This window comes from Actinosynnema sp. NPDC050801 (genome assembly GCF_040673975.1).
GTDB lineage: Bacteria > Actinomycetota > Actinomycetes > Mycobacteriales > Pseudonocardiaceae > Actinosynnema.
Genome location: NZ_JBFAQZ010000017.1, coordinates 1 through 26,563 on the forward strand (window position 1 = coordinate 1; position 26,563 = coordinate 26,563).

Here is a 26,563-nt window from a genome sequence, read left to right on the forward strand (position 1 = left end):
GCCTCGACGCCAACGGCCAGGGCACCACCAACGGCACCCAGGTCAACTCCTGGACCTGCAACAACCAGACCAACCAGAAGTGGACCCGCCGATGACACGGCACACCGGCCCCCTCGCCGGGTGACGCCGGGCGCGGGGTGCGACATCACCCCGCGCCCGGCGTCACGGGCAAGGCCACCGCGCCCCTGCTCCCGTGATCCATCCGCCAGGTCGGCGACGATCTCCGACCACGCCGGGGCACCGGCGCTACCACCAGCAGTGGAGGAAGTTCCATGGCAGTAGTGAGTCGTGTGCTGGTCGGCGCTGTCGCACTGGCGGCGTTGCTCGCCCCGTCCGTGCCCGCGGTCGCCGCTGCCGACGTGGTCGTCGCGGCACCGGTCCGGGTGATGCCCCTGGGCGATTCGATCACCTACGGGGACAAGGCGCCTGGCGGCTACCGCGTCGGCCTGTGGCAGAAGGCCGTTGCCGGTGGCCACGGCATCGACTTCGTCGGTTCGAGGACCGACGGACCGAGCAGCCTGGCCGACCGCAACCACGAGGGCCACCCCGGCTGGACCATCTCCCAGGTCCACGGCAACATCGCCACCTGGCTGCGCGCCCACAACCCTGAGACGGTCCTGCTGCACATCGGCACCAACGACATGTGGCGCGACCCGCGCGGCGCGCCCAGCCGGCTGTCCGCCCTGGTCGACCGCATCACGACCCTGGCGCCCGACACGCGCGTGTTCGTGGCCATGATCACCCCGATCGCCGGGATGGACTCGACCGTGCGCGCGTTCAACGCGACGATCCCGCCGATGGTGCGGGGCAAGGCCGCTGCGGGCAAGAAGGTGTACCTGGTCGACCAGTACCACGCGTTGACCACCGCCGACCTCGCGGACGGCGTGCACCCCAACGCCCGCGGCTACTACAAGATGGCCACCGCCTGGTACAACGCCCTGCTCGCGGTGCCGGGCAGCATCGGCAACGCGAACGCCTGAGCGCCCGCGGACCCCGCCGGCACCCGCACTTCCGGGGTCCGCGGGATCAAGCGGCCCCGCCGGGCCTCCCACCTGCCCCTCGGACCGGGCCGAACGGCGGCATCCGCACTGCGAGGTATCTTCGGGTGGTGTCACCGGGGAGCCGCATCCGCGCCGCACCGTCCTGGCCGCGCCTGTCCGAAGCGGAACGCGACGTGCTGCTGGAGCTGCTCGTCCACGGCGCCAAGCCGCGCAGCGAACTCGCCGACCGGCTGCACCTGTCCCGGCCCACGCTGTCCCGCGTGACCAAGGCCCTGGTCGCCCGGGGTCTGCTGGTCGAGGGTGCGACGGAGCTGCGCTCCGCCACCGGCAGGCCCTCGGAGATGCTGCACGTGCACGGCGCGTCGCACCGGTTCCTCGGGGTCAAGCTCACCGGCGACCGGCTGTTCGCCGTGGTGACCGACCTGACCGCGACGGCGGTGGACTCGGTTGAGCAGCCGCTGCCCAGCCGCGACCCCGACGAGGTGATCGCCGCGATCACCGAGGTCTCGTCGGGGTTCCCCGGACTCACCCGACTGGGCGTCATCCTCGGCGGTGTCGTGCGCGCGGGCCGGGTCGCCGAGGCGGGTTTCCTGGACTGGGTCGACGTACCGCTGGGCGCGCGGCTGGCCGAGGCGACGGGCGTGCCCACCGCCGTGGACAACGACGTGCAGGCGCTCACCGCCGCCGAGCACTGGTTCGGCGTCGGCGTCGGGACGACGTCCATGGTGGTCATCACCATCGGCGCGGGGGTGGGCACCGGTCTGATCGTCGACGGCAAGCTGGTCGAGGGCTTCCACGGTCTGCCGCGCCGGCTCAGCCATATCCTCGTCGACCCCGCGGGGCCGCACTGCGGCTACGGCCACCGGGGTTGCGCGTCCAGCTACCTCATGACGCACGTGATCCTCCGGCAGCTCGACGGCTCTCCGACCTACGACGAGGCAGTCGAACGGGTCCGCTCCGGGGACGAGCAGGCCAGGAACGTGTTCGAGCGCTCCGGCTACGCGCTCGGCGTGCTCATCGGCACCGCGGCCAACTTCATGGACCCGCAGAAGATCCTGATCACCGGCGAGGGCCTGCCCCTCTACGAGCTGACCGCGCCGAACGTGCACCAGGGCATCAGGGACACCTACGAGGACGATCCCGCCCTGATCGACCTCGACGTGCAGCCGTTCGACTTCAGCGAGTGGGCCCGGTCCGCGGCCGCCCTCGCCATCAGGAAGACGATCACCGAGGCGGTCTGAGGACAGCTGCCTCCATCGACTCCGGCTGCTGATCCGTCCGGAACCGGGGTGGCACCTGCACCGCTCAGGTCTGTCGACGTCCTCGGCCGGCGCGCTGGACCCGGTGTGCCACCACTCCGAGCAGGACGTGGCCGAGCAGGCCGAGCGCGGCCACGCCCAGCCCGAGGCGGTAGCCGAATCCGATGTGGACGGCGAGACCGACGACGATGGCGACCACCGCGCCCACCCGGGCGACGTGGCGGTTCACGAGGTGGCCTTGTCGACGCGGACGCAGTGGAAGAACGGCCCTACCCGGTGGACCGACGGGTCGACGAAGCCGGCGGCGGCGAGCATCGGTGCGATCCGCTCCACCGGGTTGTCCCGCATCGTCGCACCGGTCACGACACCGACGAGTCGGCGCCCGAGGCTCGCGCGAGGTGGTCGGAAGTCGGCGATCAGGGCGCGTCCGCCGGGCTTGAGGACGCGGTGCATCTCGGCGTACGCGGTGGCGCGGTGCTCTTCCGGGATGTGGTGCACGGCCAGGCTGGAGACGATCACGTCGAACGAGGCGTCCGCGAAGTCCAGCGCCTCCGCTCGCCCGACTTCGAACGTGCACGAGCCGCTCGCCCGTAACCGGCGAGCCTCCTCGACCATCGGTGGTGACACGTCGACCCCGACCGCGCTGCCGCCGGGCGCGGCGGCTCGGTCGGCGACCGCGGTCAGGTAGCCGGGACCGCAGCCGATGTCGACCACCCGGTCGCCCGCGGTGACACCGGCGAGTGCGGTGAGGCGGGTGAAGGTCCGGCGCCGACTGCCCAGGAAGACCACGGTGGAGAACAGCTCGTAGGCGTGCGCGTGCCGGATCGCGCCCGGCGCGTCACCACCCGCTCCACCGTGGAAGCGCAGCTTGTGCATGACGACCCCTTACTTAGTGACGACTAAGAACGTGCCCGGAGCTTAGTCACGACTAAGTTAGGCGCGCAAGAGGGGTGACTACGATCGGCCCGTGACCGAACAGCGCACGCGGCGGACGCGCATGCGCGGCGAGGACCGCCGTGAGTCGATCCTCGTCGCGGCGACCGAGGTGTTCGCCGAGGTCGGCTACCTGCGTGGCAAGACCTCCGCCGTGGCGCAGCGGGTCGGCGTGAGCGAACCGGTGGTGTTCCAGAACTTCGGCACGAAGTCGGCCCTGTTCGCGGCGGTGGTCGACCGCGCCGCCGACCACATCTGCCGCATGATCGAGCGGATGACCGAGAGCGGACAACCGGCTGTTGGGCTGCTGAGGCTCATGCTCGACCCCGCCCACCTGCGCGCGGTGCACAGCGCCGGCGCCGTCGGGGCGATCTTCGCCGACGCGTCCTCGATCACCGACACCCCCGAGGTCGAAGCCGCCGCCCGCGTCGCCACCCGACGCTTCGCCACGGCGTTGACCGCGCTGCTCGAACGAGGCCGTGAGCGCGGCGAGCTGCGCGCCGACCTCGACACCGAGGCGGCGGCGTGGTGGCTGTTGTCCCTGCTCGCCTCGCAGAAGTTCCGCCGGACCACGGCCGCGGACCCGGACGCGGTCGAGTCGCGACTGGCCGAGAGCACCCTCGCCTTCCTGCTGCCGCCCGCGTCGCCCACACCGCCGGGCGATCGACGGTAGCTGTGCGGCCCCGTGCGGCGGTCCGTCACTGGTCTGCGGGCTTGGAGCGCGGGTCGTCGAACCAGCCCTCGGTGAACGCCTTGAGCGCGTCGAGGTCGAACTCCGCGCAGGTCGAGCCGGTCGGCGGGCAGGGTGGCCGGGTAGTGCACCAGCAGGTAGCCGTCGCCGATGACGTGCGCGAAGGCGCCCTCCGGGTAGGTCTCGGCGGGCTCGTAGAAGTCCTTGCCGGGATGCCCTTCCTCGCTGAGCTGGTAGGTCTCCTGGTTCGGGCCGACCTGGCACTGACCCAACGCCGAGTCGTCGACCTCCTGCGGGGCGGGGAGGAACGGCAGCACGACGGCCGTGGCGAGTCCGGCGACGATCAGCACGACGTTGGCCACGCGCGGCGCGCCGGGTCTTGCAGGCGGGTGGACAGGCCCAGGCCGTGCACGAGGCCGAAGGCGAGGATCGCGAGGGTGAACCAGCGCCAGTCCTTGGGTCGGCCGATGAGGCCGACCACGCCGACGAACAGCACGCTCAGCGCGATGACGACGTCGACCGCGACCGCGTCGACCTGCCAACCGGCCAGGGTGGCGACGATCAGGGTGGTGCTGTGGCCGAGCACGAACACGGAGATCAACGCGGCGGCGCGGCGCAGTTCACCGGCCAGCAGCACGATGCCGGCGATGAAGAGCAGGTGGTCCCAGCCGAGCAGCATGTGCTCGATGCCGAGGGGGATGAACTGCCAGGCGTTAAGACCGGCGGCGGAGCCGATGCCGTGGGCGGAGGCGGTGCCGGGCGACCCGGCCAGTGCGGCGACGAGGACGGCGAGCACGGCCGACGTGCGACGTGTGGACATGGCGAAGTTCTCCTGGACAGGGTGAAGGACTCGGCCGGCAGGCGAGATGAGGGGTTCTCTGTCAGGAGTCGAACGGCGGTCCGCGCCGCGCGTGGGCTCTCCGGAGCACGTCGGGCACGACGGCGGGGTCGCGCGGTGCGGTGACCACCCACAGTGGACGGCGGGCGCCGAGTGGAGTGAGCGGCTCCGGCCACCAGGAGGCCAGCGCTCGCGCGATCGCGAACACGGCGGCTTCGGCCCGTGCCGGCACGAGCCCGGTCAGCACCGCCGCGCACGCGTGACCGACGAGCATCGCCGCGGTCGGCTCGAACCCGTGGTGGCTCAGACCGGACAGCCAGGTGAGCATCACGTGCAGCACCACCTGCGACAGCCCCAGCAGCGCCACCACACCGGCGGTCCCCCACCACCGGCCCGCCAACGCCCGACCGGCGAACGCGAGCAGGGCGGTGAGCAGGATCGTCGTGCCGATGTCGGGCAGCCCGCCGGAGCCCACGACGTGCGCGGCGCACGCCAAGGCGGTCGACGTCACCGCGAACGCCACGCTCCGGGCACCGCGCGCCGCGAACCCGGAGGTGGTCATGGTCGCAGGGTAGAGCGACCGCGCAGCCGGTGTCACCGGCCTGGTGGCGGCGGGGCGCAACGCGTCCGCCGTGGCCGTCCCAGGGTGCGCATCCGCCCCGCGCAGCCGGCCGGCGGCCTAGAAGTTCGCCGCCAGGACGTAGCCCGCCACCAGCACCAGAGCCACCGCGAGCACGATCAACACGGCCTGCACACGCTTGTCCATGCGAGCCTCCGGCTCAGTCGTGGTCCGGTCGACCGGTCACGTGGTGGTCGGCCGCCTCGACCGCCTCACCCAACAGCCGCCGGACGTGACCGCCGCGCACGCGGTAGACCGCACGGCGACCGTCACGGCGCACCGACACCAGCCCCGCCAGCTTCAACTTCGCCAGGTGCTGCGACACCGCCGGCCGCGCGGTCCCGACCGCCTCGGCGAGGGTCGTCACGTCGTACTCCGAGCCGCTGAGCAGCCACATCATCCGAAACCGGGTCGGGTCGGCCAGCATCCGGAAGCCGTCCACCGCCGCGTCGACGTGCCCGCCAGGAGGTAGCTGTTGCCAGTCATGCGTTGTTGCAACGTCGTCGCGTGCATACATGAGCACGTATGGTGTCACCGAACCGCACCGGACGCCAGTGAACGGAGGCCGCGCCATGCTCGCCGTGCTGTCCGACCGCACCTATCGCAGGTTGTTCACCGCGCAGGTGGTGGCCCTGGTCGGCACCGGACTGGCCACCGTCGCCCTCGGCCTGCTCGCCCACGACCTCGCCGGACCCGACGCCGGAGCCGTCCTCGGCACCGCGCTCGCGATCAAGATGGTCACCTACGTCGGCGTCGCCCCGATCGCGAGCGCGTTCGCCGCACGGTTGCCGCGCAAGACCCTGCTCGTCGCACTCGACCTGGTCCGCGCGGCGATCGCCTTGGCACTGCCGTGGGTGGACGCGATCTGGCAGGTCTACCTGCTGATCTTCCTGCTGCAAGCCGCGTCCGCCGCGTTCACCCCCGCCTTCCAGGCCACCATCCCGGAGATCCTGACCGACGAGCGCGACTACACCCGAGCCCTGAGCCTGTCCCGCCTGGCCTACGACCTGGAGAGCCTGCTCAGCCCGCTGCTCGCCGCCGTCGTGCTCGTCCTCGTCGGCTACGACGACCTGTTCATCGGCACGACCGCCGGTTTCGCCGGATCCGCCCTGCTGGTCCTCTCCGCCGCGCTCCCGGCGAACCGCGATCCGCGCGCGGGCGACCGGACGATCGCCGCCACCACCAGGGGCATCCGCATCTACCTGGCCACGCCCCGGCTGCGCGGTCTGCTCGCCGTCCACCTCGCGGTGGCCGCCGCGGGGTCGATGGTCCTGGTCAACACCGTCACCTACGTCCGCGACCTGCTCGGGCGCGACGACACCGCGGTCGCCGTCGCCCTGGCCGCCAACGGGCTCGGCTCCCTCATCGCCGCCTTCGCCCTGCCGTCGATCCTCGACCGGTTCGCCGACCGGACCGTGATGCTGCGCGCCTGCACCGGCCTCGCCGCCGTGCTGCTGCTCGCCATCCCCACCACCGCCCTGCTCGACGGCTCGCGCTGGCCCCTCCTGCTCGCGCTGTGGGCGCTGATCGGCGCGGGCAGCTCCCTCGTGCTCACCCCGGGCGGTCGGCTCCTGCGCCGCTCGGCCCACGCCGCCGACCTACCCGCCGTGTTCGCCGCCGACTTCTCCCTCTCCCACGCCTGCTGGCTGCTCTGCTACCCGCTCGCCGGGTGGCTGGCCACCGCCGCCGGGATGCCCGCGGCCCTCGCCGTCCTCACCGCGCTCACGATCACCGCTACCGTGCTCGCCGTCCACTTCTGGCCGGCCCGCGACCCCGAGGCGGTCGAGCACGAGCACGACCTGGACCACGACCACGACCACCTCGACAACGCCGACCTCGTCGACGGCCGCTGGCGGCACGTGCACCCCTACCGGATCGACGACCTCCACCACCGCTGGCCCGCATAGCCGCGCCGGTCAGTCATCGGCAGCCGACGGAAGCCGCGCGCAGCCCGCCGTTCCGACCGACGTCACCGGTCGGGGGTCGACCCACCGGTGGCCAACGTGGTGGCCAGTTCCTCGGCTCGCTGCCGGATCTCGGAGCACATCGGTTCCTCGAACTCGGCGTTGTCCAGCCGCCAGGACACGGCGCCCGGCGCGGAGTCGAGGGAGCAGTCGATCGTCACCACCACCGCCGGATCGGACACCGCGGACACCGGCCTCGGCGACGTCTCGTCCAGGAGGTCCGCCACCGGCGTGCCGGCCAGCAGGCGCACGGCATGTGCGCTCACCGTTTCCTGCGGCTCCAACCCGGCAGAGGTCGCGGACCAACCCGAAGGGGCTACCCGGTTGAACCAGGCTGCCGCCATACGGCTCTTCCCGGCACCGTGCGGGCAAACGAACATTACCGTCCGCGACATTTGATCTCATTTCTGGTGATCTTTACCCGATCGTATCGGCAATGGGCGGACCACCACCAGGCCCTACCGCGTTCACCTGTTCGGACCCTTGCAACCATGGTTGCGCGGGTTAGCGTGGTCCCACTGGAATTCAGGGGGAACACCGCAGGTACGGCCACGGCACCCAGCGTGCTCCTGGCCGGCTTGTATTTCAGCCTGGGGGGCGTGGCAGACGTGGCGATTTCCGACTCGGCGGGCGAGGCCGATTTACGCAGCGAGCCCGCTGCACCGCCGACCGGGCGAAGTCGGCGTTATCTCGCGATCATCACCGGCATGGTGGTCCTGTTCTACGCGGCGGTGGCGTTGACGAACGTCCGCCTGGACCCGCTCGCCTACGACGAGGACTACGTGCGGGAGATGGCGAAGAGCCTGAACGAGGGGCAGAACTTCGCCCTCTACGATCCGAACATCAACTGGCGTTCCCTGCGGCGCCAGCAGATCGCACTGCTCACCGAGACGCCCGACGTGGTGGTGTTCGGCGGCAGCCGCTGGCAGGAGGCGTCGGCCGACCTGCTGCCGACCCAGAAGCTCTTCAACGCACACGTCCACAGCGACTACGTCGAAGACTTCCTCGCCTTGGCCCAACTGCTCGAAGAGCACGATCGGCTGCCGGACACGCTGATCCTCAGCCTCCGGTACATCACCTTCGAGCCGATCGACGTGCGCGTGCCGACCGACTGGCGGGAATGGACCCCCGAATACCGGCAGATGGCCGACCGGCTCGGCATCGAGTCGCACGACGTCCTCGACACGCTGCCGGTCGACAAGTGGACCGCCCCCCTTTCCGTCCGGGTGCTCGTCGACCGGGTCAAGCTCAAGGCCGCGCAGACCGAGACCGTCGGACCGACGACGGACACGGAGAAGGCCACGTTGGACGTCATCGGGTCCGACGGCTCACTGCAGTGGTCGCAGCGGAACACGCGGCGTTTCACGCCGGAGTTCGCCGTGGAGGACGCCCGCAAGAAGGCCAAGGCCAACAAGGAAGTCCGCCCGGCGATCGATCCGGCCGCGGTCACCGCCCTGGAGAAGTTGCTGGCCCACCTCCAGTCCAAGGAGGTCCGGGTGGTGTTCGCGCAGACGCCGTTCCACCCGGCGTTCTACGACGCGATGCGAGGACGGCCGTTCGGCGAAGCGCTCGGCCAGGTCGAGCAGTTGGCCGAGCGCTGGGAGAGCACGTACGGCACCACCACGGTCGGCAGTTTCGACCCCGGACGCGTCGGGTGCGACGCCGGCGAGTTCATCGACTGGCACCACGCCAAACCCGCCTGCCTCGGCCGGATCCTGACATCGGTGCCCTGGCCGGCCGAGCAGTAGTCGAAGCGCATGCGGCCGGATAGGTCACGGGGAAAGGCCGGTTGATGGTTTTCCACTCTCCTTTGTTCATCTTCGTCTTCGTGCCCGTCGTGCTCGCCGCCTATTTCCTGTTGGCGAAGAAGTTGCCGAGCCCGACGCCGTCGCTGATCTGGCTGGCGGTGGCCTCGCTCGCGTTCTACGCGTTCCTGGACATCCGCTACCTGCCGGTGCTCGGGATCTCGGTCCTGCTCAACTTCGGCGCGTTGCGGTTGCTCGGCCGCCTGGAACCGGACCACCGCTTCCGCGTCCTGGTGCTCGGGCTCGCGATCCTGGCCAACCTGGGCATCCTGGCGTACTTCAAGTACGTCGACTTCTTCATCGAGAACGTCAACGCGCTGGCCGGCACCGACCTCGACTTCGTGAAGCAGCTGTTCCCGGTCGGGATTTCGTTCTACACGTTCATCCAGATCGGCTGCCTGATCGATGCGCACAACGGCCAGGTGGGCGGTCTGACGTTCCCGAAGTACCTCCTGTTCGCCACGTTCTTCCCGTACGTCACCGCCGGACCGCTCGTGCAGCAACGTGAGATGTTCAGCCAGATGGACGAGTCGCCGGGGAAGCGGATCGGGTTCCAGCAGATCGCGATCGGCCTGACCCTCTTCTCGTTCGGGCTGTTCAAGAAGTTGGTCCTCGCGGACAACGTCGCACCGTTCGCGGACGCGATGTTCCGCACCGCGGAATCCGGCGGGAGCCTCGGCGTCCTCAACGCCTGGCTCGGCGCCATCGCCTACACCTTGCAGCTGTACTTCGACTTCTCCGGCTACACGGACATGGCCCTCGCGCTCGGCTTCATGGTCGGCCTCCGGCTGCCGCTGAACTTCAACTCGCCGTTGACCGCGACGAGCATCATCGACTTCTGGCGACGCTGGCACATCACCATGACCCGGTTCTTCACCAACTACGTCTACACCCCCCTGGCCACTTCGGGGATGCGCCACAGCATCGTCAAGGGACATTCGGGACCACGGCGGCTCCTGCGGGTCGTGGTCGTACCGGTGATCATCACGTTCACCGTCGCGGGCCTGTGGCACGGGCCCGGCTGGACGTTCGTGGTCTTCGGCCTGATCCAGGGCGTCGCCCTCGCCGTCAACCACATCTGGCGAGAGGTCCGCACGGCGTACCACCTGCCGGAGATCCCCCGCGTCGTGGCTTGGGCGCTGACCATCCTGGTGTTCGTGGTGTCGCTGGTCTTCTTCCGCGCCGGGAGCATCGGGTCGGCCGGCCGGGTCCTCGGCGCGATGACCGGCTTGACCAGCAGCGGCGGCGCGACGCCGGGCGAGTTCTACGGCACCGTCGTGATCGGCGCGGTGCACGTCGCCCCGGTGCTGCTGTGGTTGCCGGTGTTGCTCGCGGTCGCCCTCGTGCCACGGAGTTCACACGAGGTGTTCGCCGGTCACGACGTGGCGCTGCAGAGCATGGAGCGGGAAGCACCGACGGCCGACGCACCGCGGCGGACCACCTGGCGGCCCAGCGTGGCCTGGGCGCTGGGCGTCGGGGTGGTCCTCGTCGTCGCCCTCGCCATGGTCAGCGAGAACTCGCCGTTCCTGTACTACCAATTCTGATGGGATCGCGATCATGCAACAGACCTTCGCGCTGGCGGAACCGGTCGACGAGGAACTCGCCGACGAACTGGTGAAGGAGTTCGCCTACGTCGCCAAGGACGTCACCTCCGCCGAGGTGAGCCCGGACCGGAAGTCCGTCGTCGTCGGCATCGCCGACGGTGCCGATCTCGACGCGGTCGTCGACAAGGTCGAGCGCTACCTCGCGGCGATGTTGAGCGGCTATCGCGGCGAACTGACCAAGATCTCCCACACGACGTCCCGGCGGTCCACCGGACCGTTCCAGGAGAACGTCTACGAGGAGTTGCAGCGGCGGCGCTGGCTGTTCGACCTCGGTGAGGGCCACGTCGGCCTCGCCGGTCCCGCCCTCCGGTTGGGACAGCTCGTCGACGCCGCCGCGACGGCCCGGTACCGGCAGGCCTACGGCGCCGAGGAGCGCAGCTTCTCCGCGCTCATCGGCAACGACCTGCTGGCCCGTTGCGGTTACCTCGACGCGCATCCGCAGAACGTGAACTGGGTGACGCACCTGACCGAGGACATCGACGTGATCGAGGAGTTCCGGCAGGCCAACGCGCAACCCGGAGCACCGGGCCGGCCCGCCCTGGACGCGCTGGACCTCCCCCGGATGGGCCTCAACCCCGCCGCGTGCCTGCCCGCGTACAAGACGTTCGAGGACAGCGCGCTGCCACCGGACGGTGTAGCGCTGAGCTGGCAGGGACGCGTCTTCCGCCACGAGGCGACCAACGTGTCCGGCCTGGACCGCCTCTCGGAGTTCACCGTCCGGGAACTGCTGTTCCTCGCCGACGGGGACCGGACGCGGCAGTGGCGGGACCGCTCCGTCGAGCTGATCGTGGATCTCGCCGAGGCCTTCGACCTGGACATGACCGTCCAGCTGGCGACGGACCCGTTCTTCGCCACCGTGGCCGGCGCGCGGAGGTTCTGGCAGCAGTCGATGGAGTCGAAGTACGAGATCCGCCTGGCCATCGGCCGCCACGCCGACGGACGCGTCCGCACGGTCGCCGCCGGGTCGGTCAACGTGCACGGCACGTTCTTCGCCGAGCAGTTCGGCATCACGACCGGCACCGGCGAGCTCGCCGAGACCGCGTGCGTCGGACTCGGGATCGAGCGGTGGATCCTCGCGGTCTTCGCGCAACACGGCTTCGACGAAGCGCACTGGCCGGAGCTCATGCGCACCGAGCTCACCGATGACACCCGACGTTCGGAGTAACCCCATGTCACTGCACGAGATCGTCGCGCGGGTGCTGAGCGTGCCCGCCGACCAGCTGACGGACGAGTCGGACCCGACGACCATCGGTTCGTGGAACAGCCTGCGCCACATCGAGCTGATCGTCCACATCGAGACGGCCTACGGGCTGAAGTTCTCCCGGTCGGAGATGGTGGGTCTGCGCTCCGTCGGGCAGATCCGGGCCATGCTGCTGAAGAAGGGCGTGCAGGAGAGCGAGCTCTACCCGACCTGATCACGCGCCCGCGGCAGCCGGTTCCGACGTCCGCAGGGTGGACCACCACACCGGACTTCGTGCAACCGTGGTTACACTGAGCCGACTGATCTGGGGGCGCCGATGACCGACTCCGTTACCCGTGACGTGATCCCGCTGCGCACGGCCACCAAGGCGTGGTTCCTGATCTCCTTGCAGACCTTCGGCGGTCCGGCGGGGCAGATCGCGGTCATGCAGCGCACCCTGGTGGACGAGAAGCGGTGGATCGGGCAGCAGCGGTTCCTGCACGCGTTGAACTACTGCATGCTGCTGCCGGGCCCCGAAGCGCAGCAGCTCGCGATCTACGTGGGGTGGCTGCTCAACGGTCGGCGCGGTGGACTGATCGCGGGCACCCTCTTCGTGCTGCCGGGCATGCTCGCCCTGCTGGCGCTGTCCGCGATCTACGTCGCCTTCGGCGCCACCACCGCGGTCACCGCCGTGTTCGCCGGACTGGCCCCGGCGGTGGTCGCGATCGTCGTCCAGGCCGTTGTGCGGGTGGGCAAGCGGGCCTTGCACCACCCCTCGCTGGTCGCGCTCGCCGCCGGGGCGTTCCTGGCCCTGGCGTTGTTCGCGGTGCCGTTCCCGGTCGTCATCGCCGTCGCGGCGGTCCTCGGCTGGGGCCTGAGCCGCCTCGCCCCCGCGGCCTTCACCACCGCGGCGAAGAACGGTGCCGCCGACGGGCCGGCGCCGCTGATCTCCGACGAGACCCTGCACCACGAACAGCCCTCGCTGCGCCGGGGCGCGGCCGTGCTGGGTGTCGGCCTGCTGCTCTGGACGGCCCCGGTCGTCGTCGTGGCCGTGCTGACCGGCACGGGGAGCACGCTCACCACCCAGGGCGTGTTCTTCTCCGGCACCGCCCTGGTCACCTTCGGCGGCGCCTACGCCGTGCTCGCGTTCGTCGCCCAACGCGCGGTCGAGGTCTACGGCTGGCTGTCCGCCGGGGACATGGTGCGCGGGCTCGCCCTGGCCGAGTCGACACCGGGCCCGCTGATCATGGTGGTGCAGTTCGTCGCGTTCCTCGGCGCCTACGCCAACCCCGGCACCCTCAACCCCTGGGTGGCTGGCGTGATCGGTGCGCTGCTGACCACCTGGGTCACCTTCGTGCCCTGCTTCCTGTTCATCCTGCTCGGCGCGCCCTACGTCGAACGGCTGCGGCACAACCGCGGCCTGGGCGCCGCGCTGTCCGGCATCACCGCCGCCGTGGTCGGCGTCATCGCCAACCTCGCGCTCTACTTCGCCCTGCACACCCTGTTCACCACCACCACGACCCTGCACGCCGGCCCGGTGCGCCTGAACCTGCCGGAGTTGACGAGCTTCCGCCCCGTGGCCGCCGCGATCACCGCCATCGCGCTGGTCCTGGTCTTCGCCCTGCGCTGGCCGATGCTCCGGGTCCTCGCCGTCTGCGCCGGTCTCGGAGCGGTCGCCGCGCTGGTCGGGCTGCCCGTCGCCTGATGCGTCAGGCGGGTTCGCGGCCGAGCAGGGTCGAGCGGCGGTAGAACTCGTAGAGGCCGTCGAAGACCGGGCCGGTGTGGTGGAGGATCCGCTCGTCGGTGCAGACCATGGACAGACCCCGCAGGACGACGTCGAGGCCGGGCGCCTCGGGCGCGTCGTAGCGCTCGTCGTCGAGGTCGGCTTCGTGGATGATCCGGGCGATCCGCCAGAGGACGGGGTCGTCGAGGTCGTAGTGGCGCAGGATGGTCTCGAAGCTGCAGTCACCGTGGTGGTGGGACAGCACGACGCCGCGCATGTCGAACGGGGTGGCGTCGGCCGGCACCTCGGCGGGGTCGGTGACGAAGACGAACTCGGCGTCCGGGTCGACGTGCCGGCGGATGAGCCAGGCGCAGGCGGCGCGGTCGATGTGGATGGTGGCGCGGGTGGCCCACTTCACGACGGCTGTTCCTCCGGGTGCTGTACGGGGCGGACGAGTGCGTCGACGGCGGCGGTGGCGTGATCGCGTTCGGGCGGCGGAAAGTAGTCGCGGCGGTGGATGCGGCGGAGTTCGGCCCGCAGCCGACGGGCGAGCGCGAGCCGCGCGGTCTCGTCCCGGTCGGCCGCGGCGTCGGCTTCGGCGGCGACCTTGGCGTACTCGGCCGCCCGTGCGTCCGCCATCGCGGCGGCGAGGTCGCGTTCGGTGGCCACCGTGCCCGGTCGGGCGATCCAGATGGCCGCGCTGCCGCCGGCTTCGAGGATCTCGTCGGCGATCCAGTCCAGGTATTCCCGGGTGCGGGCGTCGGACGGCAGGGCGACCAGCCCGTCGGACATCTGCGCGACCCCCACGCGCTTGAGCTTGCGCCAAATGGTGATCCGCGGGGTCGAGGGCTCACGCGGGATCCGGTAGGACAGCAACACCCAGTCGCCGGGCACGTGCGGTCGGGACGCTCCACCCATCAGGACCTCCGCCCCACGCACCGCAACACCCTCACGTGAACTGTAACCTCGGTTGCGTCGCATCGGCTGGGACACCTGAGGAACGAAGGTGGTCTGATGAGCGCGCCGGGCTTCGTCCTCGATCAAGTCACCGTAGCGCGCGGCCGGACCCCACTGGCTCAATCGCAGCGGTCGACGTACGCGCAACTGGTCGACACCAGGACCCGCAAGGCGCCCAGCGCGGTCTCCAGCAGCACGTCGGGGTCGCTGACCAGCTCGACACCGTCACTCTCCGCGTTCGACTGCTCCGCCTCCTTGCCCATGTTCACCAACGCATCCCAGAGATTCGGTGCCCGGTGGGTGAACAACCACAGGTGGTAGATGTCGTACGCCACCGTCGCGCGCGGGGCGTCGGGCATGCCGATCTGGAACAGCACCGGGTTCTGCGGCGAGTTGCCCAGGCCCAGCACGAGCGGCACGACGCGGTGGCGGCGGGCGAACTCCCGCGCCGGCTCCCCGGTCAACTCCGTGTGCACGAGCAGACCGTCCTCGACCAGGCTGTCGAAGACCGGTTCCGGTTCGGTCACACCCGCCATCCGCGCCGCGTACTCGACGACTTCCCGGGTGTTCGGCACCTGGTCGGCCGGGTCGCCGAGCAGGCTCGGATCGCCGTGGGACACCGCCCACACCGCGTACTCGGCCGCGCTGAGGGAGAAGATCCCGTGCCGGAAGCGGACCTCGAACGACTCGGGTGCCGCGGCGTCGGGCGAGGTGTACAGGGGTCCGGCGAAGTGCCCGACCGGCAACACGACCCGCATCGCCGGGTTGTCGGGTGCCGGGCGGGGACCTTCGTAGGTGCGGGGTGCCTGGTTCCCGGTGGGCGGGAGCAGTTCGCTGAACCACTTGTCGATCTGGCTCTTGTAGGCCAGGCCGTGCCGCGTCGCTTCCTCCAGCACCTCGGTCGCCTCCTGCTGCCTGCCCATCTCCTGGAGCAGGCTGCCCTGGGCACGCAGGGTCCGCTGGATGGCGCCGTCCTCGTCGAGGTCCCGGTACAGGTCGGTCGAGTGCCGGCTGTACCGCAACGCATCCTCGTGCATGCCCGCCCGCGTCGCCGCGTCGGCGGCGAGTTCCAGCACGCCGGCGTAATCCTCGGCGAGCTCACCGCGGCCCGCCGTCACCACGACCGCGCTGTAGTACTCGACCGATTGCCTGACCGCGTCGAGCGCCGAGGTGTTCTCCTCGGCGCGCATGTGCGCGTGCGCCTGCCAGCGGTGCTGTTCGGCGAGCGCGACCCGCTGCGACACGGTGAGGCTCCGGGAGTGCTCCCGCAGCAGCAGCTCCGCACGGCGCCGCCACAGGTGCGCCTCCAAGTGCGCCAGCGCGTTGTTGCTCTGCGGGACGGCCACGGCGGCGCGGCGCAGCGCCAGTTCGTCCGCGTGCGCCGCAGCGGCCTGGATCAGGTCGACCAGCGACCCCGGTTCGGTGAGCCCGGCGGCCACGGACACGCCGGCGGGCAGGAACGCTTCCGGAGCGTCCTCCAGCAGGCTTCTGACGCACGCGCGCACGCGTCGCCGCAGCTGCTCGTCGGTGGTCGCTTGTTCGGCGCGGATCAGCACGGTCAGCGCGTGCTCTGCCTGCGCTTCGTCCGCACCCGCGCGGAAGACCCTGCTGATCAGGCCCGCCGCGCTTTCCTCGTCCCTGGCCTCGTGCAGCACTTCCAGCACCAGGGTTTCCCCGAGGCGGTCCGGCCGCAACGCGTCCCAATACTGCTGGATACCGGCGCGCTGGGGCGGCGGCCACACCCTGGCCAGTGCGTCTGCCACGCTGCCGGGCAGGTCGGGGTCGAGCCCGCAGCCCGCGAACACCTGCTCCAGCGCCAGCTTGGCCTGCTCGCGGTCGGCCGCCAGGTAGAGGGCGGGCAGGAGCAGCACGCGGCTGCTGAAGTCGCGCCCGTCGGCCGGGGCGTTGTCCCCGTGGGTGGTGCGGACCCAGCTCTCCCACCACCTCCGCTGGTGTCCCAGCAGGTGGACCAGCGAGTCCTTCAACCGGATCTCGCCCTCCGGTGGCCTGCCGTCGTGCTCGCGGAGGTGCAGCACCACCGCGAGCGCCGCGCCGAGCAGCTCCAAGGCGTTGGTCGCGTCGGGTGCGGCGTTGACCAGCACGGGCGGCGCCTCTTCCGGGGCGTTCGGCGCGATCTCGGCGCGGAAGTCCTGGTAGGCCCGCCGGAGGATGGCGAGGCGGTCGAACTCCTCGGCGAGCGGGGAGAGGTTCGTCTCCTCGGGGTTCACGACCTGTCCCTCGGTGGACAGGAGCCTGCCCCACCAGGCACCGTAGGTCCGGGCCAGCAACAGGACGCGCAGGTGCGTCTGCTGCTTGGTCTTGAGCAGCTCGGACAGGTCGTAGGCCCACTCCTCGCCGTCCTCGAGGCACAGCAGGACCTTCCGCCCCTCAAGGGCGGGGACGAGCCGGTTGAGGTCGACGTCGGTGCGGCGGACCCGGATCGCGGTCCACCCCGGCATCCGGCGGACGCGGTGGACGAGTTCGACGGACAGACGGGTCTTGCCGGCACCGCCGGGGCCGCAGACCAGGCGCATCCGCCGGGTGGTGGCCGACCGGCACCACTCCTCGAGCCGGTCCAGTTCCGGGCGGTGCAGGAACCCCACGACCCGGCGGCGCGGGTCGAGGTAGTCGAACGGGGTCCGTTCATCCTCGACCTCCACCGCCGGCGGCTCGTCCTTGGCGGCCAGCTCCTCCAGGTAGCGCAGTCCCGGGTCCACCGCGTGGTCATCCGACGTGGCCCCGGGTGGAACGTGGGAGGGCGATTGTGCGGCCAGGACGGTGACGTCGGGCGGGTAGGGGTGGTCGGGCAGGGCGATCCAGGCCAGGTCCCGGAACTCCTTCGCGACTGCCTGGATCGGCCGGAAGGTGGCCGGGTCGAGCGTGGCGCAGTGCCGCACGACGTCATCGAAGATCAGTCGGGACACGACCATGGCCAGCACTCCGGGCGAGCCCGCCAGGGCTTCCTTGAGCGAGGCGGTGTCGAGCAGCCGGAAGGCGCTGGTCAGGGCGGTGGAGGTGGCACCCTGTTGGTCGAAAGCGACTTCGCCGGCATGCACGGCCAGCCGCAATCGCACCTTGGCGGCGTCGTGGCTGGTGTTGTTGTACCCGCGCACCGCGCGGGCCAGCGCCTCGGGAAGCACCTCTACCAGCGGCGCCTTGGGGTATTGCGGAGGCACCAGCAGGAACAGGCCGTCGCCGCGGTCCTCGTGATGGCAGGCGTCCCATGGCACCCCGGCCGCCACCAACGCCTCGGCGACGACCGCGTACAGGCCCTCACGGGTGTCGAGCTGGTGGTGCAAGGTTCGGGTGGAGGCGCCGAAGCGCTCGACGTCGACCAGGACCATCGTGCGATGTAGCGCGTGCCGCTTCATGCCCGCCATGCCAACCCTCCTCCGCCAGGGGAAGACCGGTGGTGTCGTGCCGATGGCCCAGAGTTCTACCGACTGGGGCGGGCGAGTTCTGCGTCATTTGACCCAGTAGTCCCTCGTTCGGCCGACGGATTCACCCGACCGGTCCTGCTTGCCGCAGCGGCAGGGTGCCTCACCTGCACCTCAAGTCCCTCCGCAGCGGCCGGCACCGAGCCGTGATCACACGCATCCGCCGATCCGACCGCCTGTTGGAGCGACTGGCCACAGGGGTCCGCTGGTCACCTCCACCGAGCCCTGATCACGTCAGCTGAGCCAGGGCGCAGTCCCTGCCGACGGTGGCACCGCCCCGCGTTCACGGCGAGCGCTGCCCGTACTCGGCCGGACGGCGGCGCGCCACCAACGGCCGGGGGTCGAACAGGCGGGCGGTCCGTCGTCCCCACGGTGACGCGGCACGCAGGCGTTCCCGGAGTTGGTCACGAAGCCCCGCGGCGGTCAGTGCCATCTCCTCGGTGACCTCGTCCGGCCCGTAGGCGGCGCGGTCCACCAGGTCCGCGAACGGGTGGAGCACCGGGACGCAACCAACTGGTGCGGCTTCGACGACCTGTCCGGTCGTCTGGTGCTCGTTCACCGCAGCGCCCGCGGCGCGCAACGCCACCACGGCCTCTCCCCACGCCTGCAGAACCCGCCGCCGGGTCGAACCCCGACCGCGTTTGCGCAGGCGCACGATGTTGAGCAACGGCACCAGGAGCAACAGCAGGAGCATCGCACCGACCACGATCGGCATGGCGACCGACTCGGACGGCGGTGGGGGTGCGGCGACGGGGAACGCGGTCGCGTCCGATTCCGACGGGGGTGCGGGGTCGTGAGCCGGCGGCAGCTGGACCGTGCCGGTGTCGGACCGGTCCGGCTGACCGGCCGGATCCCCGCCGGCACGGGGTGCCTCCCGGGTCGGGCTGGGATCGATCGGCAGCCAGCCCAACCGGTCGAACCGGACCTCGGTCCAGGCGTGGACGTCCCGCCCCTCCACGACGAGGGTGTCGCCGTCCCAACGGGGTTTGAAGCCCAGCACGACGCGGGCGTCCCACCCGAGTTGCCGGCACAGCACGGCGAACGCGGAGGCGTACTGCTCGCTGGTCCCCCGGTGGTTCTTGAGCAACGCGGAGATCTGGTAGACGCCGTTGCCGCTCGGCGCCTCCTCGGAGGAGTCATGGTGGAACGGCTCGGCGCCCAGGTTGTGGTAGAGGCCGAGGAACCGGTCCAGCTCGGTGTGACGCCCGGCGGTGGCGGTGTCGACGAAGGCCAGCACGTCCGGTGGCAGCACGAAGTCCGGGCGGTCGGCGCGCGGCGCGGGTTGGTCGGTGCTCAGCAACTCCGGTGGTACCAACGGTTCTTCCGACTCGATCCGGTACCCCGCAGGTGTGTCCCCGTCCGCGGGCACCACCAGATCCCCGGTGTCGCCGGCGAAGCCGAGGTCGGTGACGCTGACCCGCCGCGGCCATCCCGGCTTGGGCAGCCAGCCGATGCTGTCGGGGGTGAGCACCCTCAGGTCGACGCTGACCTGGCGGCGTGGCGCCGTGCCCTGGGGCGGCGCGGGCAGCTGGTGGGCCGCACGGCGGTAGGTCGATCCCGGTGACCAACCCCGGCCGTCGAACTCGGTCAACGTGACCATGCCCAACCGCTCGACACGTGCGGAGGCCGTGCCGTCGATCCGCAGCACCAGCTTCTGGTCCCGCAGCGCCAGGTACTGGGCCATCGGGTTGGTGTGCGGCTTGGGTCGCACCGGCGCGTCCACGAGCGCCTGTGCGCTCGCCGGTGGCCGCGACACCGCGGGGTCGGCCGGCCCGAGGAGCAGAGCCGCCGCGACCGCGGGCACGACCGCCACCACACCCATCACGAGGCGAACGCGGGAGGCGGAACCGCCGTGGAACAGCACGGGCACGACCGCCACCACCACGAAGACCGGCACGTACCAGGCGGGCAGCGGACCGACCGAGGCGCTGAGCGACAGCCCCAACCCGAGGCTCAGCAGCGCGGGCACCAGCGGCAGCAGGGCGTTCCTGGTCACCACCTGGACCGCAGCCAGCGCCGTCAGGCCCGACAGCACCGACACGGCGGCCAGCTGGGGTGGGGCCGCGTCGGTGGGCAACGCCGAGGTCAGCAGGCGGAACGGCCCTTCCAGCGCGGCGGACCCGGGACGGGTGACCGCGGCGGCGGCAACGACCACCCACAGCAGTGCCAGGGCCGTGCCCACGCCCCCGGCCGTCCGCTTGAGCAACGACGCGGTGAGCAGCTCCCACACCACCACGACCACGGCGGGCACCACGACGGCCCAGGTGACGGCAAGCCCCGCACCGGAGTCGAACGCCGGTCGGAACGACCACGCGGCCAGCGCGCCGAGAGCCGCGGCCGACACCACACGCACGGAGCGCATCAGCCGGCCACCCCGCCCAGCGCGAGGTGGTTCCACGCGGCAACGCCCTCCGCTGCGGTGCGTGCGCCGAGGACCGTCATCCCACGCCGGTGGTGCGGTAGGACGTCCGCCTGGCGCTCACCCACCACCTGGATCACCACGACCGGCGCGAACCGCCTGCGCCGGTCCGCCAGCAGGGTGGTCACGGCATCCTCCCCCGCTCCCGTGACGACGACCAGCGCTCCCCCGGCCCGTGCCCGGTCCACCTCGTCCAGCAGCCGCACCGGGTCGGCGTCCGCGATCCGCTCGGCCGCGGCCAACCGGTCCAGCAACGACACCGCGTCGGGCGAACCGCCGCCTTCCCCGACCACGTGCAGGGTGACCGGCCGTCCGTCGTCCACAGAGGACTGCGCGATCGAGGCGGCGACCTCGACCGCGTGCTCGAACGCCGCGGCGTCGAGCACCGCTTCGCGGGTGTCCAGGACGACGGCCGCGGTGGGTTCCATGGTGTCCACGGAGTCGCGCACCACGAGCTTGCCGACGCGCGCGGTGGAGCGCCAGTGGATGCGTCGCGGGTCGTCGCCCGGCACGTAGTCGCGCAGGGAGGAAAAGCTCGTCGTGCCGGCTCTCGACGCCTCCGCACGTCCCTCGTAGTCCGGCACGGTGCCGACGGGGATCTGCTGGGCGCGGTGCACCCGCGGGTGCACCCACAGCACGTCGACACCGCCCTGCGGCTGCACGCGCCGGAACAGGCCGAGCGGATCACGGCGCCCGACCAGCAACGGGCCGACCGGCAACCGGCCCCGGCGCCCGGTGGGCAGCGAGTACGGCACCGGGCGCAGGCCGCCGGGCACCGTGGCGGGAACCGCCACCTCCACCGCCTGGCCGCCCACCCGGTCCACGACCAGCAGCTCGGGCGCGGGCAGCCGGCCCGGGTTGCGCACGATCAGCCGGGCCATCGCGGGTTGGCCGGCCGACACCCGTTCCGACGACATCTCCCGGGTCATCCGCACCCGCGGTCGCACGACGACCATCGCCCCACCGGTGACCACCAGCGCGCACCCCGTGCCGGCCAGGGACACCAGCACCGGGTAGCCGAGGAGGGTCCCGGCCGCCGCCAGCACGACCACGCCCGACACCACCGCCCAGCCCACCGCGGTGAGCGGGCCCCGGCTGCTCACGCCGGCACCGCCTGCGTGGGCGCGGGCACCGAGCCCAGCACCTCGCCCAGGACGGCGGCGGGTGTCGCGCCGCGGACCTGGGCCTGCGCGGTGAGCACCAGCCGGTGGGCCACGACCGGACCGGCGACGGCCCGCACGTCGTCGGGCACGACGAAGTGGCGGCCGTGGCCCAGCGCGTACGCCTGTGCGGCCCGGAGCAGAGCGAGGCTGCCCCGCGTGCTCAACCCCAGCCGCAGGTGCGGGTGCTCGCGGGTTGCCCTGGCCAGCAGTGCGACGTAGCGGGCGATCTCGGGCGCGGTGTGGATGCCGGTGACGGTCCGGCGCATCCACGCCACCTCCTCCAAGGTGGTCACCGGGCGCGATTCCGGCGGCGCGGCGGAGGCCCGGTTGATCAGGATCGCCGTCTCGTCCTCCAGGTCCGGGTGGCCGAGCGAGATGCGCATGAGGAAGCGGTCCAGCTGCGCTTCCGGGAGCTTGTAGGTGCCGTCGAGGTCGATCGGGTTCTGCGTCGCGACCACGAGGAACGGGTCCGGCACCGGGTGCGCCACGCCATCCACGGTCACCTGCGCCTCCTCCATGACCTCCAGCAGCGCCGACTGGGTCTTGGGCCCGGCGCGGTTGATCTCGTCCGCCAGGACGACGTTGGCGAACACGGGCCCGCCGCGGAAGCGGAAGTCGCGTTCCCGTTCGTCCCAGATGGACACACCGGTGATGTCGCCGGGCAGCAGGTCCGGGGTGAACTGGATGCGGTGCCAGCTCCCGGAGACCCCGGTGGCCAACGCCTTGGCCAGCGACGTCTTGCCGGTGCCCGGCACGTCCTCGATCAACAGGTGGCCGCCGCCGAACACGCACGCCAGCGCGAGCCGGATCGCCGTCGTCTTGCCCTTGATCGCCCGCTCGACCTCGGCGAGGAGGGTGTCGTGCGTCGCCTGGAACCGCAGCGCCCGGTCACGGGGATCGGCGGCGGTGGTGTGAGTGGTCAAGGTCGTGGTCCCTCGTGGTGGTGTCAGCGTGTCGGGCAGGCGGGTTGGGGAGCCGGGTCGGGCGGCGGAGCCGTGGTGCCCAGCGCGATCACGTAGTAGCAACCGGATTCGCGCGGTCGGGGGTCGCGGTAGGTGGTGGTGCCGGGGTCCACTTCGGCGCGCAGGCTGGTGCCCTGCATGACGACGAAGCGGTCGAGGCCGGGCAGGGCCGTGGCCTCGGCGGGCCACGACAGGCTCACCCCGCCGTCCGCCTCGACCACCGCGTCGACCCGCACCCGGTGGACGGTGCTCGACGGGGGGCGCGACGGGGTGATCTCGTCGGAGCCGAAGATGTTCGCGACGAAGACCCCGATGCCGTATCCCGATGCGACCACCGCCACCGCGGCCGCGGCGACCGTCGCGACCACCCGCGGATACCGACGACGCGGCCGGGTGTCCGCCGCGGGCGGGGCCGGTTCCGGGCGGCGGGCGCTGGTCCGGGTGAGGGCCGCGTCCGGCGCCTCGTCGTTCCCGACGCGGTGGTAGCTCGTGCGCGTCACCTCCTCGGCGCCGTCGGTCGCCTCGGCGCCGCTGGTCACCCCGGCGCCGCTGGTCGCCTCGGCGGGCTGCGCCGGGCTGAGGGTGAGGTCACGGACCAGGTCGTGCAGGACGTCCGCCGCCTCGGCCGCGCCGGGACGTGCGCGGGGATCCTTCTCCAGGCACGCCAGCAGGAAGCGCCACGCCGGGTCCGGCAGCCCGGCGGGCCGGTCGGGCAGCCGGGTCCGGTGCTGGTGGAGCACCTCGTCGGTGGTCGCGCCGGGGAACGGCCGGCGCCCGGCCAGCACCTCGTACGCCGTCACGCCCAGCGCGTACACGTCCGCCTCGGGTGTCGGCACCCCCGAGGCGATCAGTTCGGGCGCCAGGTAGGACGGGGTGCCCAGCAGCAGTCCCACCCTGGTGAGGTCCGGCGCTCCCAGCTGCTTGGCCAGGCCGAAGTCGGTGAGCAGCGCCCTGCGGCGGTCGCCGGCGGTCCGGACGAGGATGTTGGCGGGCTTGACGTCGCGGTGGATGATGCGGCGCTCGTGCAGGTGCGCCAGCCCGGACGCGACCTCGGCCAGGAACCGGACGCCCTCGCCGCGCTCGACCTGCCCGGCCCGGAGCATCTCGCGCAGGTCGGCGCCGTCGACGAACTCCATGACCAGCGCCGCCCGGCCGCGGTCGACCACCAGGTCGAGGACCTTCACCAGGTGGGGGTGGGTCAGGCCGCGCAACGTGGCGTGCTCGCGGACCATGCGGGTGAGAGCCGTGCCGTCGGCGTCGGCCTCCGCGGTGAGCTCCTTGACCGCCACCTCGCGGCCGTCGCTGCGGCGCAGTGCCCGCCAGACCGTGCCCGTGCTGCCCGAACCCAGTTGCGACAGCAGCTCGTAGTCGGTGCCCATGGTCCGCTGCGTGCCCGTGGTCCGCTGCGGTGCTGTCGTCCGGCGCGCGGCGGGGTCGCCCAGGGATTCGGACATCCCGTCGCGCAGCCGCACGGCCAGGGACGCCGGCGAGCGCGGCCGGTACTCCGGTCTTCGCTCCAGCGCTTCCCGCAGCACGCCGACCAGGTGCGGGGACAGCCGCGGTGGCGCGACGGGCGGTGGGGCGGTGTCGTCGAGCAGGTGCAGCAGTCGTTCGGCCCACGACCCGGTGACCGGTGGCCTGCCGGTCAACAGCGTCCACACGGTCGAGGCGAACGCGTACACCTCCGCCTCGGGCGTCCAGTCACCGCCGTTGAGCACTTCGAGCGGTTCGTGCCCGGAGCCGGAGGTAGAGGCGGCGGCGATCTCGGCGAGCACCGGCACGACCGGCACGTCCAGCAGCACGCGTCCACCGGGTTGGCGGATCAGCGCCGCCGGGCCGAGGCCCCGGTGCAGCACGCCGGCCTCGTGCAGCGACACCAGCGCCGGCGCCGTGGTCAGGACCACCCGCAGCACCTCGTCGGTGGGCAGCGGTCCGCGCTGGGCCAGCTCGTCGGCGAACGACGTGCCGATGCCCTCGGTGACCAGGAACGGGCGTGCGTCGGCGGTCTGGCCGTGGTCCACGAGCGGCACGATCCACGGGTTGCGCAGCTCTTCGAGCACGGTGGCGGTGGCGGACACCTCGGTGCGGAAGCGGCGCAGCGTGGCGCGGTCGAGCGGCTCGACGACCACGCGCACCGCCACGTCCGCGCCGTCGGACTCCCGCACCGCGGGCGCCACGGCGAACGGACCGGAGCGCACCGGTGTGCTCGTCACCCGGTAGCCGGGTAATCGATCGATGGGGACCACGCTCGCACCTCCGCCGCTCACCGGGTCCGGCTCCACGCAAGCCGTCACCGGAACGCGGGCCAACATAGTCATCGGTCGGTGCCTCCCCCAGCCGGCCTCGACAGGTGAACGCCCGTCATATCCGCCCCGGGGCGTTCCGACGCCACCACGGCGGTCCCCACCGGGACGGTCGAGTCGACCTCCACCCACGTCGTGCCGGTCGAGCGACCGAGCTCGGTGATCAGGCGTGGTCGCACCCGCGGCCCCGGTGCGGTCCGGTGCACGGGTGCGTCTCCCGGCAGGCGGATCGACGCGAGCGCCAGGGCCAGGCGGGTGGCGTGCTCGACCGGCACGCCGTCCACCAGCACGTCCGTCACCGCCGGCTGGTCGCGGCACCGCAGGACGGCGCGGCCGCCGGTGTCGCCGGACGCCGCCAGCACCGCGCCGCACGACGGCGGCAGCGCGTCGGGGTCCTCCTCCAGGCAGAGCGTCACGACCCCGCCGGCCGGTCCACCGGTCAACACCTCGGTCAGGCCGGACAGCCCGGACAGGCGGCGCACGCCGTCCAGGACGACCAGCGTCCACGACGGCGGTCGGCCGTGCCGGGTCGCCGGCAGCTCCCGCAGTTCACCCAGCCGGGCCCGCGCCTGGGTGTCGTCCGTGGCGACCAGCCGCGCGCAGTCGAACACCGCGGACCGCGGCCGGGTGTGCGGCAACCAGGTCAACCAGTCCCACGCCGCGGCGTTCTCCGGCCCGGTGACGAGCACGATCGCCAGTTCGTCCGGTGGGCACAGCACGGCGGCTCGCGCGAGGGTCGCCCGCGCCGACGCCAGCAGCGCGCCGCGCGGACCGGCCAGACCGAGGACACCGACGTCGGCCAGGTCCACCCCGACCGGCACCGCGCGCAACACCGGGGGCGGATCGGCGAACGGCATCCGCGGCTCGGCGGGCCGGTCGTGCAGCCCGAGCCGCAGGCGCAGGAAGTCCGGGTCCCCGGCACGCCGTTCCCACAGCCGCGACGACGGCGCGCACGCGGCGCCGATCAGCCAACTCGGGTCAGGGTCTCGCGAGCGCGCCGAACGCTCCGGGGAGTCCGCGGTCGGCGCCGCCCGTCCGGTCGGGCGGTGGAACACGCGCGTGCCGGGTTCCCTGGTCAGCTCCGCGTCCGCGGTGACCACCTCGCGCACGCCGATCACCGTCTCCCCCAGCTCCACCACGTCACCCGACGCCAGGTCGACCGGCTCCGCGATCACCTGTCCCCGCCACCGGACGCCGTTGTGGGAGCCGACGTCCTCCACCCGCACGCGGTCGTCCACCGCCGAGATCACCAGCCGGGCGTGCCGCCTGCTCACCTCGGCGTCGACCAGGACGAGGTCGGCTTCGGCGGCGCGGCCGACGGTCATGACCCCGACCGGGTAGAGGGTCGTGCGCGGTCCGCCGTGCAGGCCGCCGACGACCGCCACCTCGCGGGAGCCGCCCCCGACCGCCGACCCGACGGGCACCGGCGGCGGCGCGTCGATCCCGAGCACGCAACCGTGGACGACGTCGGTCCGGTGCACCGGCAACCACCCCGGCAGCGCGACCGCCCCCAGGTAGAGGGCCTCCCGGCAGCCGAGCGACCGGGCGAGGTGCGCGACCGGCTCGTCCGGTTCGACGTCGACGACCACCGCCCGCCGGACCCCGTCACGCCCGACGCACACCAACTCCAGTTCCACCGCCCGCGACTCCCCGCCTCGACACCCGCTCGGCCGGGACGTTAGGGACGTCGTCCGGTTCTCGGGAT

The 26,563-nt window shown here is 72.0% G+C and carries 23 protein-coding genes; 9 read left to right on the top strand and 14 right to left on the bottom strand.

Translation table 11 applies throughout. The features are described from left to right. The first annotated feature begins 272 nt into the window (after positions 1-272). On the top strand, positions 273-980 hold the full coding sequence (locus tag AB0K14_RS29960; protein WP_360463293.1) for an SGNH/GDSL hydrolase family protein: 708 nt from the start codon (positions 273-275) through the stop codon (positions 978-980). Positions 981-1,108: 128 nt separating this feature from the next. After that, the gene (locus AB0K14_RS29965; RefSeq protein ID WP_360463296.1) at positions 1,109-2,242 is read left to right on the top strand and encodes an ROK family transcriptional regulator; all 1,134 of its coding nucleotides are present in this window, start codon (positions 1,109-1,111) and stop codon (positions 2,240-2,242) included. Between the two features lie 64 nt (positions 2,243-2,306). On the opposite strand, the gene AB0K14_RS29970 is transcribed toward AB0K14_RS29965, so the two are convergent. Together AB0K14_RS29970 and AB0K14_RS29975 are read right to left on the bottom strand one after the other, a co-directional pair. Next, positions 2,307-2,489, bottom strand: a complete 183-nt coding sequence (locus AB0K14_RS29970; RefSeq protein ID WP_360463299.1) for a hypothetical protein — start codon at positions 2,487-2,489, stop codon at positions 2,307-2,309. Continuing rightward, a complete protein-coding gene (locus AB0K14_RS29975; protein WP_360463301.1) occupies positions 2,486-3,136 on the bottom strand; it encodes a class I SAM-dependent methyltransferase in 651 nt (216 codons plus the stop codon). The genes AB0K14_RS29970 and AB0K14_RS29975 overlap by 4 nt, the downstream gene beginning before the upstream one ends. 91 nt (positions 3,137-3,227) lie before the next feature. Between AB0K14_RS29975 and AB0K14_RS29980 the strand changes: the two genes are divergently transcribed. Beyond that, positions 3,228-3,866: a TetR/AcrR family transcriptional regulator gene (locus AB0K14_RS29980; RefSeq protein ID WP_360463304.1), complete on the top strand. Its 639-nt coding sequence runs from the start codon at positions 3,228-3,230 to the stop codon at positions 3,864-3,866. Positions 3,867-4,227: 361 nt separating this feature from the next. Here AB0K14_RS29980 and AB0K14_RS29985 read toward each other — a convergent pair whose 3' ends face one another. From AB0K14_RS29985 to AB0K14_RS29995, 3 genes are all read right to left on the bottom strand, one after another. Then, a complete protein-coding gene (locus tag AB0K14_RS29985) occupies positions 4,228-4,704 on the bottom strand; it encodes a HupE/UreJ family protein (protein WP_360463306.1) in 477 nt (158 codons plus the stop codon). 61 nt (positions 4,705-4,765) lie between these two features. Next, positions 4,766-5,284, bottom strand: a complete 519-nt coding sequence (locus AB0K14_RS29990) for a hypothetical protein (RefSeq protein ID WP_360463309.1) — start codon at positions 5,282-5,284, stop codon at positions 4,766-4,768. A gap of 217 nt (positions 5,285-5,501) precedes the next feature. Next, positions 5,502-5,858: a metalloregulator ArsR/SmtB family transcription factor gene (locus AB0K14_RS29995; RefSeq protein WP_360463312.1), complete on the bottom strand. Its 357-nt coding sequence runs from the start codon at positions 5,856-5,858 to the stop codon at positions 5,502-5,504. 55 nt (positions 5,859-5,913) lie between these two features. Here AB0K14_RS29995 and AB0K14_RS30000 point away from each other — a divergent pair, with 55 nt between their 5' ends. Then, positions 5,914-7,248, top strand: coding sequence for an MFS transporter (locus AB0K14_RS30000; protein WP_360463315.1), 1,335 nt, complete (start codon positions 5,914-5,916; stop codon positions 7,246-7,248). A 62-nt stretch (positions 7,249-7,310) separates the two neighbouring features. Here AB0K14_RS30000 and AB0K14_RS30005 read toward each other — a convergent pair whose 3' ends face one another. Continuing rightward, entirely contained in the window at positions 7,311-7,571 is a 261-nt protein-coding gene (locus tag AB0K14_RS30005) for a hypothetical protein (RefSeq protein WP_360463317.1), read from the bottom strand. A gap of 129 nt (positions 7,572-7,700) precedes the next feature. Here AB0K14_RS30005 and AB0K14_RS30010 point away from each other — a divergent pair, with 129 nt between their 5' ends. The 5 genes from AB0K14_RS30010 (at position 7,701) to chrA (ending at position 13,599) form a co-directional block, all read left to right on the top strand. Next, positions 7,701-9,053 carry a hypothetical protein gene (locus tag AB0K14_RS30010; protein WP_360463320.1) on the top strand — a complete coding sequence of 451 codons (1,353 nt, stop codon included), beginning with the start codon at positions 7,701-7,703 and terminating at the stop codon, positions 9,051-9,053. An 80-nt stretch (positions 9,054-9,133) separates the two neighbouring features. Then, positions 9,134-10,654, top strand: coding sequence for an MBOAT family O-acyltransferase (locus AB0K14_RS30015; protein ID WP_360463323.1), 1,521 nt, complete (start codon positions 9,134-9,136; stop codon positions 10,652-10,654). Positions 10,655-10,667: 13 nt separating this feature from the next. Next, the gene (locus AB0K14_RS30020) at positions 10,668-11,879 is read left to right on the top strand and encodes a hypothetical protein (RefSeq protein WP_360463327.1); all 1,212 of its coding nucleotides are present in this window, start codon (positions 10,668-10,670) and stop codon (positions 11,877-11,879) included. A 4-nt stretch (positions 11,880-11,883) separates the two neighbouring features. Beyond that, the gene (locus AB0K14_RS30025; RefSeq protein ID WP_360463330.1) at positions 11,884-12,129 is read left to right on the top strand and encodes an acyl carrier protein; all 246 of its coding nucleotides are present in this window, start codon (positions 11,884-11,886) and stop codon (positions 12,127-12,129) included. A gap of 102 nt (positions 12,130-12,231) precedes the next feature. Further along, positions 12,232-13,599, top strand: a complete 1,368-nt coding sequence (gene chrA / locus AB0K14_RS30030; protein WP_360463333.1) for a chromate efflux transporter — start codon at positions 12,232-12,234, stop codon at positions 13,597-13,599. A 4-nt stretch (positions 13,600-13,603) separates the two neighbouring features. On the opposite strand, the gene AB0K14_RS30035 is transcribed toward chrA, so the two are convergent. The 8 genes from AB0K14_RS30035 to AB0K14_RS30070 all read right to left on the bottom strand — a co-directional run bounded on the left by AB0K14_RS30035 (position 13,604) and on the right by AB0K14_RS30070 (position 26,495). After that, positions 13,604-14,035 (bottom strand): chromate resistance protein ChrB domain-containing protein, encoded by a 432-nt coding sequence (locus AB0K14_RS30035; protein ID WP_360463336.1) that lies wholly within the window; start codon positions 14,033-14,035, stop codon positions 13,604-13,606. Next, a complete protein-coding gene (locus AB0K14_RS30040) occupies positions 14,032-14,535 on the bottom strand; it encodes a Chromate resistance protein ChrB (RefSeq protein ID WP_360463339.1) in 504 nt (167 codons plus the stop codon). The genes AB0K14_RS30035 and AB0K14_RS30040 overlap by 4 nt, the downstream gene beginning before the upstream one ends. 158 nt (positions 14,536-14,693) lie before the next feature. Next, positions 14,694-17,954 carry a tetratricopeptide repeat protein gene (locus AB0K14_RS30045; protein WP_360463342.1) on the bottom strand — a complete coding sequence of 1,087 codons (3,261 nt, stop codon included), beginning with the start codon at positions 17,952-17,954 and terminating at the stop codon, positions 14,694-14,696. A 340-nt stretch (positions 17,955-18,294) separates the two neighbouring features. Next, positions 18,295-20,373, bottom strand: a complete 2,079-nt coding sequence (locus AB0K14_RS30050) for a transglutaminaseTgpA domain-containing protein (RefSeq protein WP_360463345.1) — start codon at positions 20,371-20,373, stop codon at positions 18,295-18,297. Then, on the bottom strand, positions 20,373-21,533 hold the full coding sequence (locus tag AB0K14_RS30055) for a DUF58 domain-containing protein (protein WP_360463348.1): 1,161 nt from the start codon (positions 21,531-21,533) through the stop codon (positions 20,373-20,375). The genes AB0K14_RS30050 and AB0K14_RS30055 overlap by 1 nt, the downstream gene beginning before the upstream one ends. After that, complete coding sequence (locus AB0K14_RS30060) at positions 21,530-22,516, bottom strand: MoxR family ATPase (RefSeq protein WP_360463351.1); 987 nt, start codon at positions 22,514-22,516, stop codon at positions 21,530-21,532. Before AB0K14_RS30060 ends, AB0K14_RS30055 begins: the two co-directional genes overlap by 4 nt. 23 nt (positions 22,517-22,539) lie before the next feature. After that, positions 22,540-24,801 carry a serine/threonine-protein kinase gene (locus tag AB0K14_RS30065; protein ID WP_360463354.1) on the bottom strand — a complete coding sequence of 754 codons (2,262 nt, stop codon included), beginning with the start codon at positions 24,799-24,801 and terminating at the stop codon, positions 22,540-22,542. Positions 24,802-24,869: 68 nt separating this feature from the next. Beyond that, positions 24,870-26,495 (bottom strand): FHA domain-containing protein, encoded by a 1,626-nt coding sequence (locus AB0K14_RS30070; protein WP_360463357.1) that lies wholly within the window; start codon positions 26,493-26,495, stop codon positions 24,870-24,872. Positions 26,496-26,563 lie beyond the last annotated feature (68 nt).

What these genes read in the sequence shown, in the direction of transcription:
- AB0K14_RS29995 (WP_360463312.1), bottom strand. Translation starts at nt 5,858, where the DNA reads ATGTATGCACGCGACGACGTTGCAACAACGCATGACTGGCAACAGCTA.
- AB0K14_RS30040 (WP_360463339.1), bottom strand. Translation starts at nt 14,535, where the DNA reads ATGGGTGGAGCGTCCCGACCGCACGTGCCCGGCGACTGGGTGTTGCTG.
- AB0K14_RS30020 (WP_360463327.1), top strand. Translation starts at nt 10,668, where the DNA reads ATGCAACAGACCTTCGCGCTGGCGGAACCGGTCGACGAGGAACTCGCC.
- AB0K14_RS29985 (WP_360463306.1), bottom strand. Translation starts at nt 4,704, where the DNA reads ATGTCCACACGTCGCACGTCGGCCGTGCTCGCCGTCCTCGTCGCCGCA.
- AB0K14_RS30045 (WP_360463342.1), bottom strand. Translation starts at nt 17,954, where the DNA reads ATGGCGGGCATGAAGCGGCACGCGCTACATCGCACGATGGTCCTGGTC.
- AB0K14_RS29960 (WP_360463293.1), top strand. Translation starts at nt 273, where the DNA reads ATGGCAGTAGTGAGTCGTGTGCTGGTCGGCGCTGTCGCACTGGCGGCG.
- AB0K14_RS29990 (WP_360463309.1), bottom strand. Translation starts at nt 5,284, where the DNA reads ATGACCACCTCCGGGTTCGCGGCGCGCGGTGCCCGGAGCGTGGCGTTC.
- AB0K14_RS29975 (WP_360463301.1), bottom strand. Translation starts at nt 3,136, where the DNA reads ATGCACAAGCTGCGCTTCCACGGTGGAGCGGGTGGTGACGCGCCGGGC.
- chrA (WP_360463333.1), top strand. Translation starts at nt 12,232, where the DNA reads ATGACCGACTCCGTTACCCGTGACGTGATCCCGCTGCGCACGGCCACC.
- AB0K14_RS30025 (WP_360463330.1), top strand. Translation starts at nt 11,884, where the DNA reads ATGTCACTGCACGAGATCGTCGCGCGGGTGCTGAGCGTGCCCGCCGAC.
- AB0K14_RS30000 (WP_360463315.1), top strand. Translation starts at nt 5,914, where the DNA reads ATGCTCGCCGTGCTGTCCGACCGCACCTATCGCAGGTTGTTCACCGCG.
- AB0K14_RS30050 (WP_360463345.1), bottom strand. Translation starts at nt 20,373, where the DNA reads ATGCGCTCCGTGCGTGTGGTGTCGGCCGCGGCTCTCGGCGCGCTGGCC.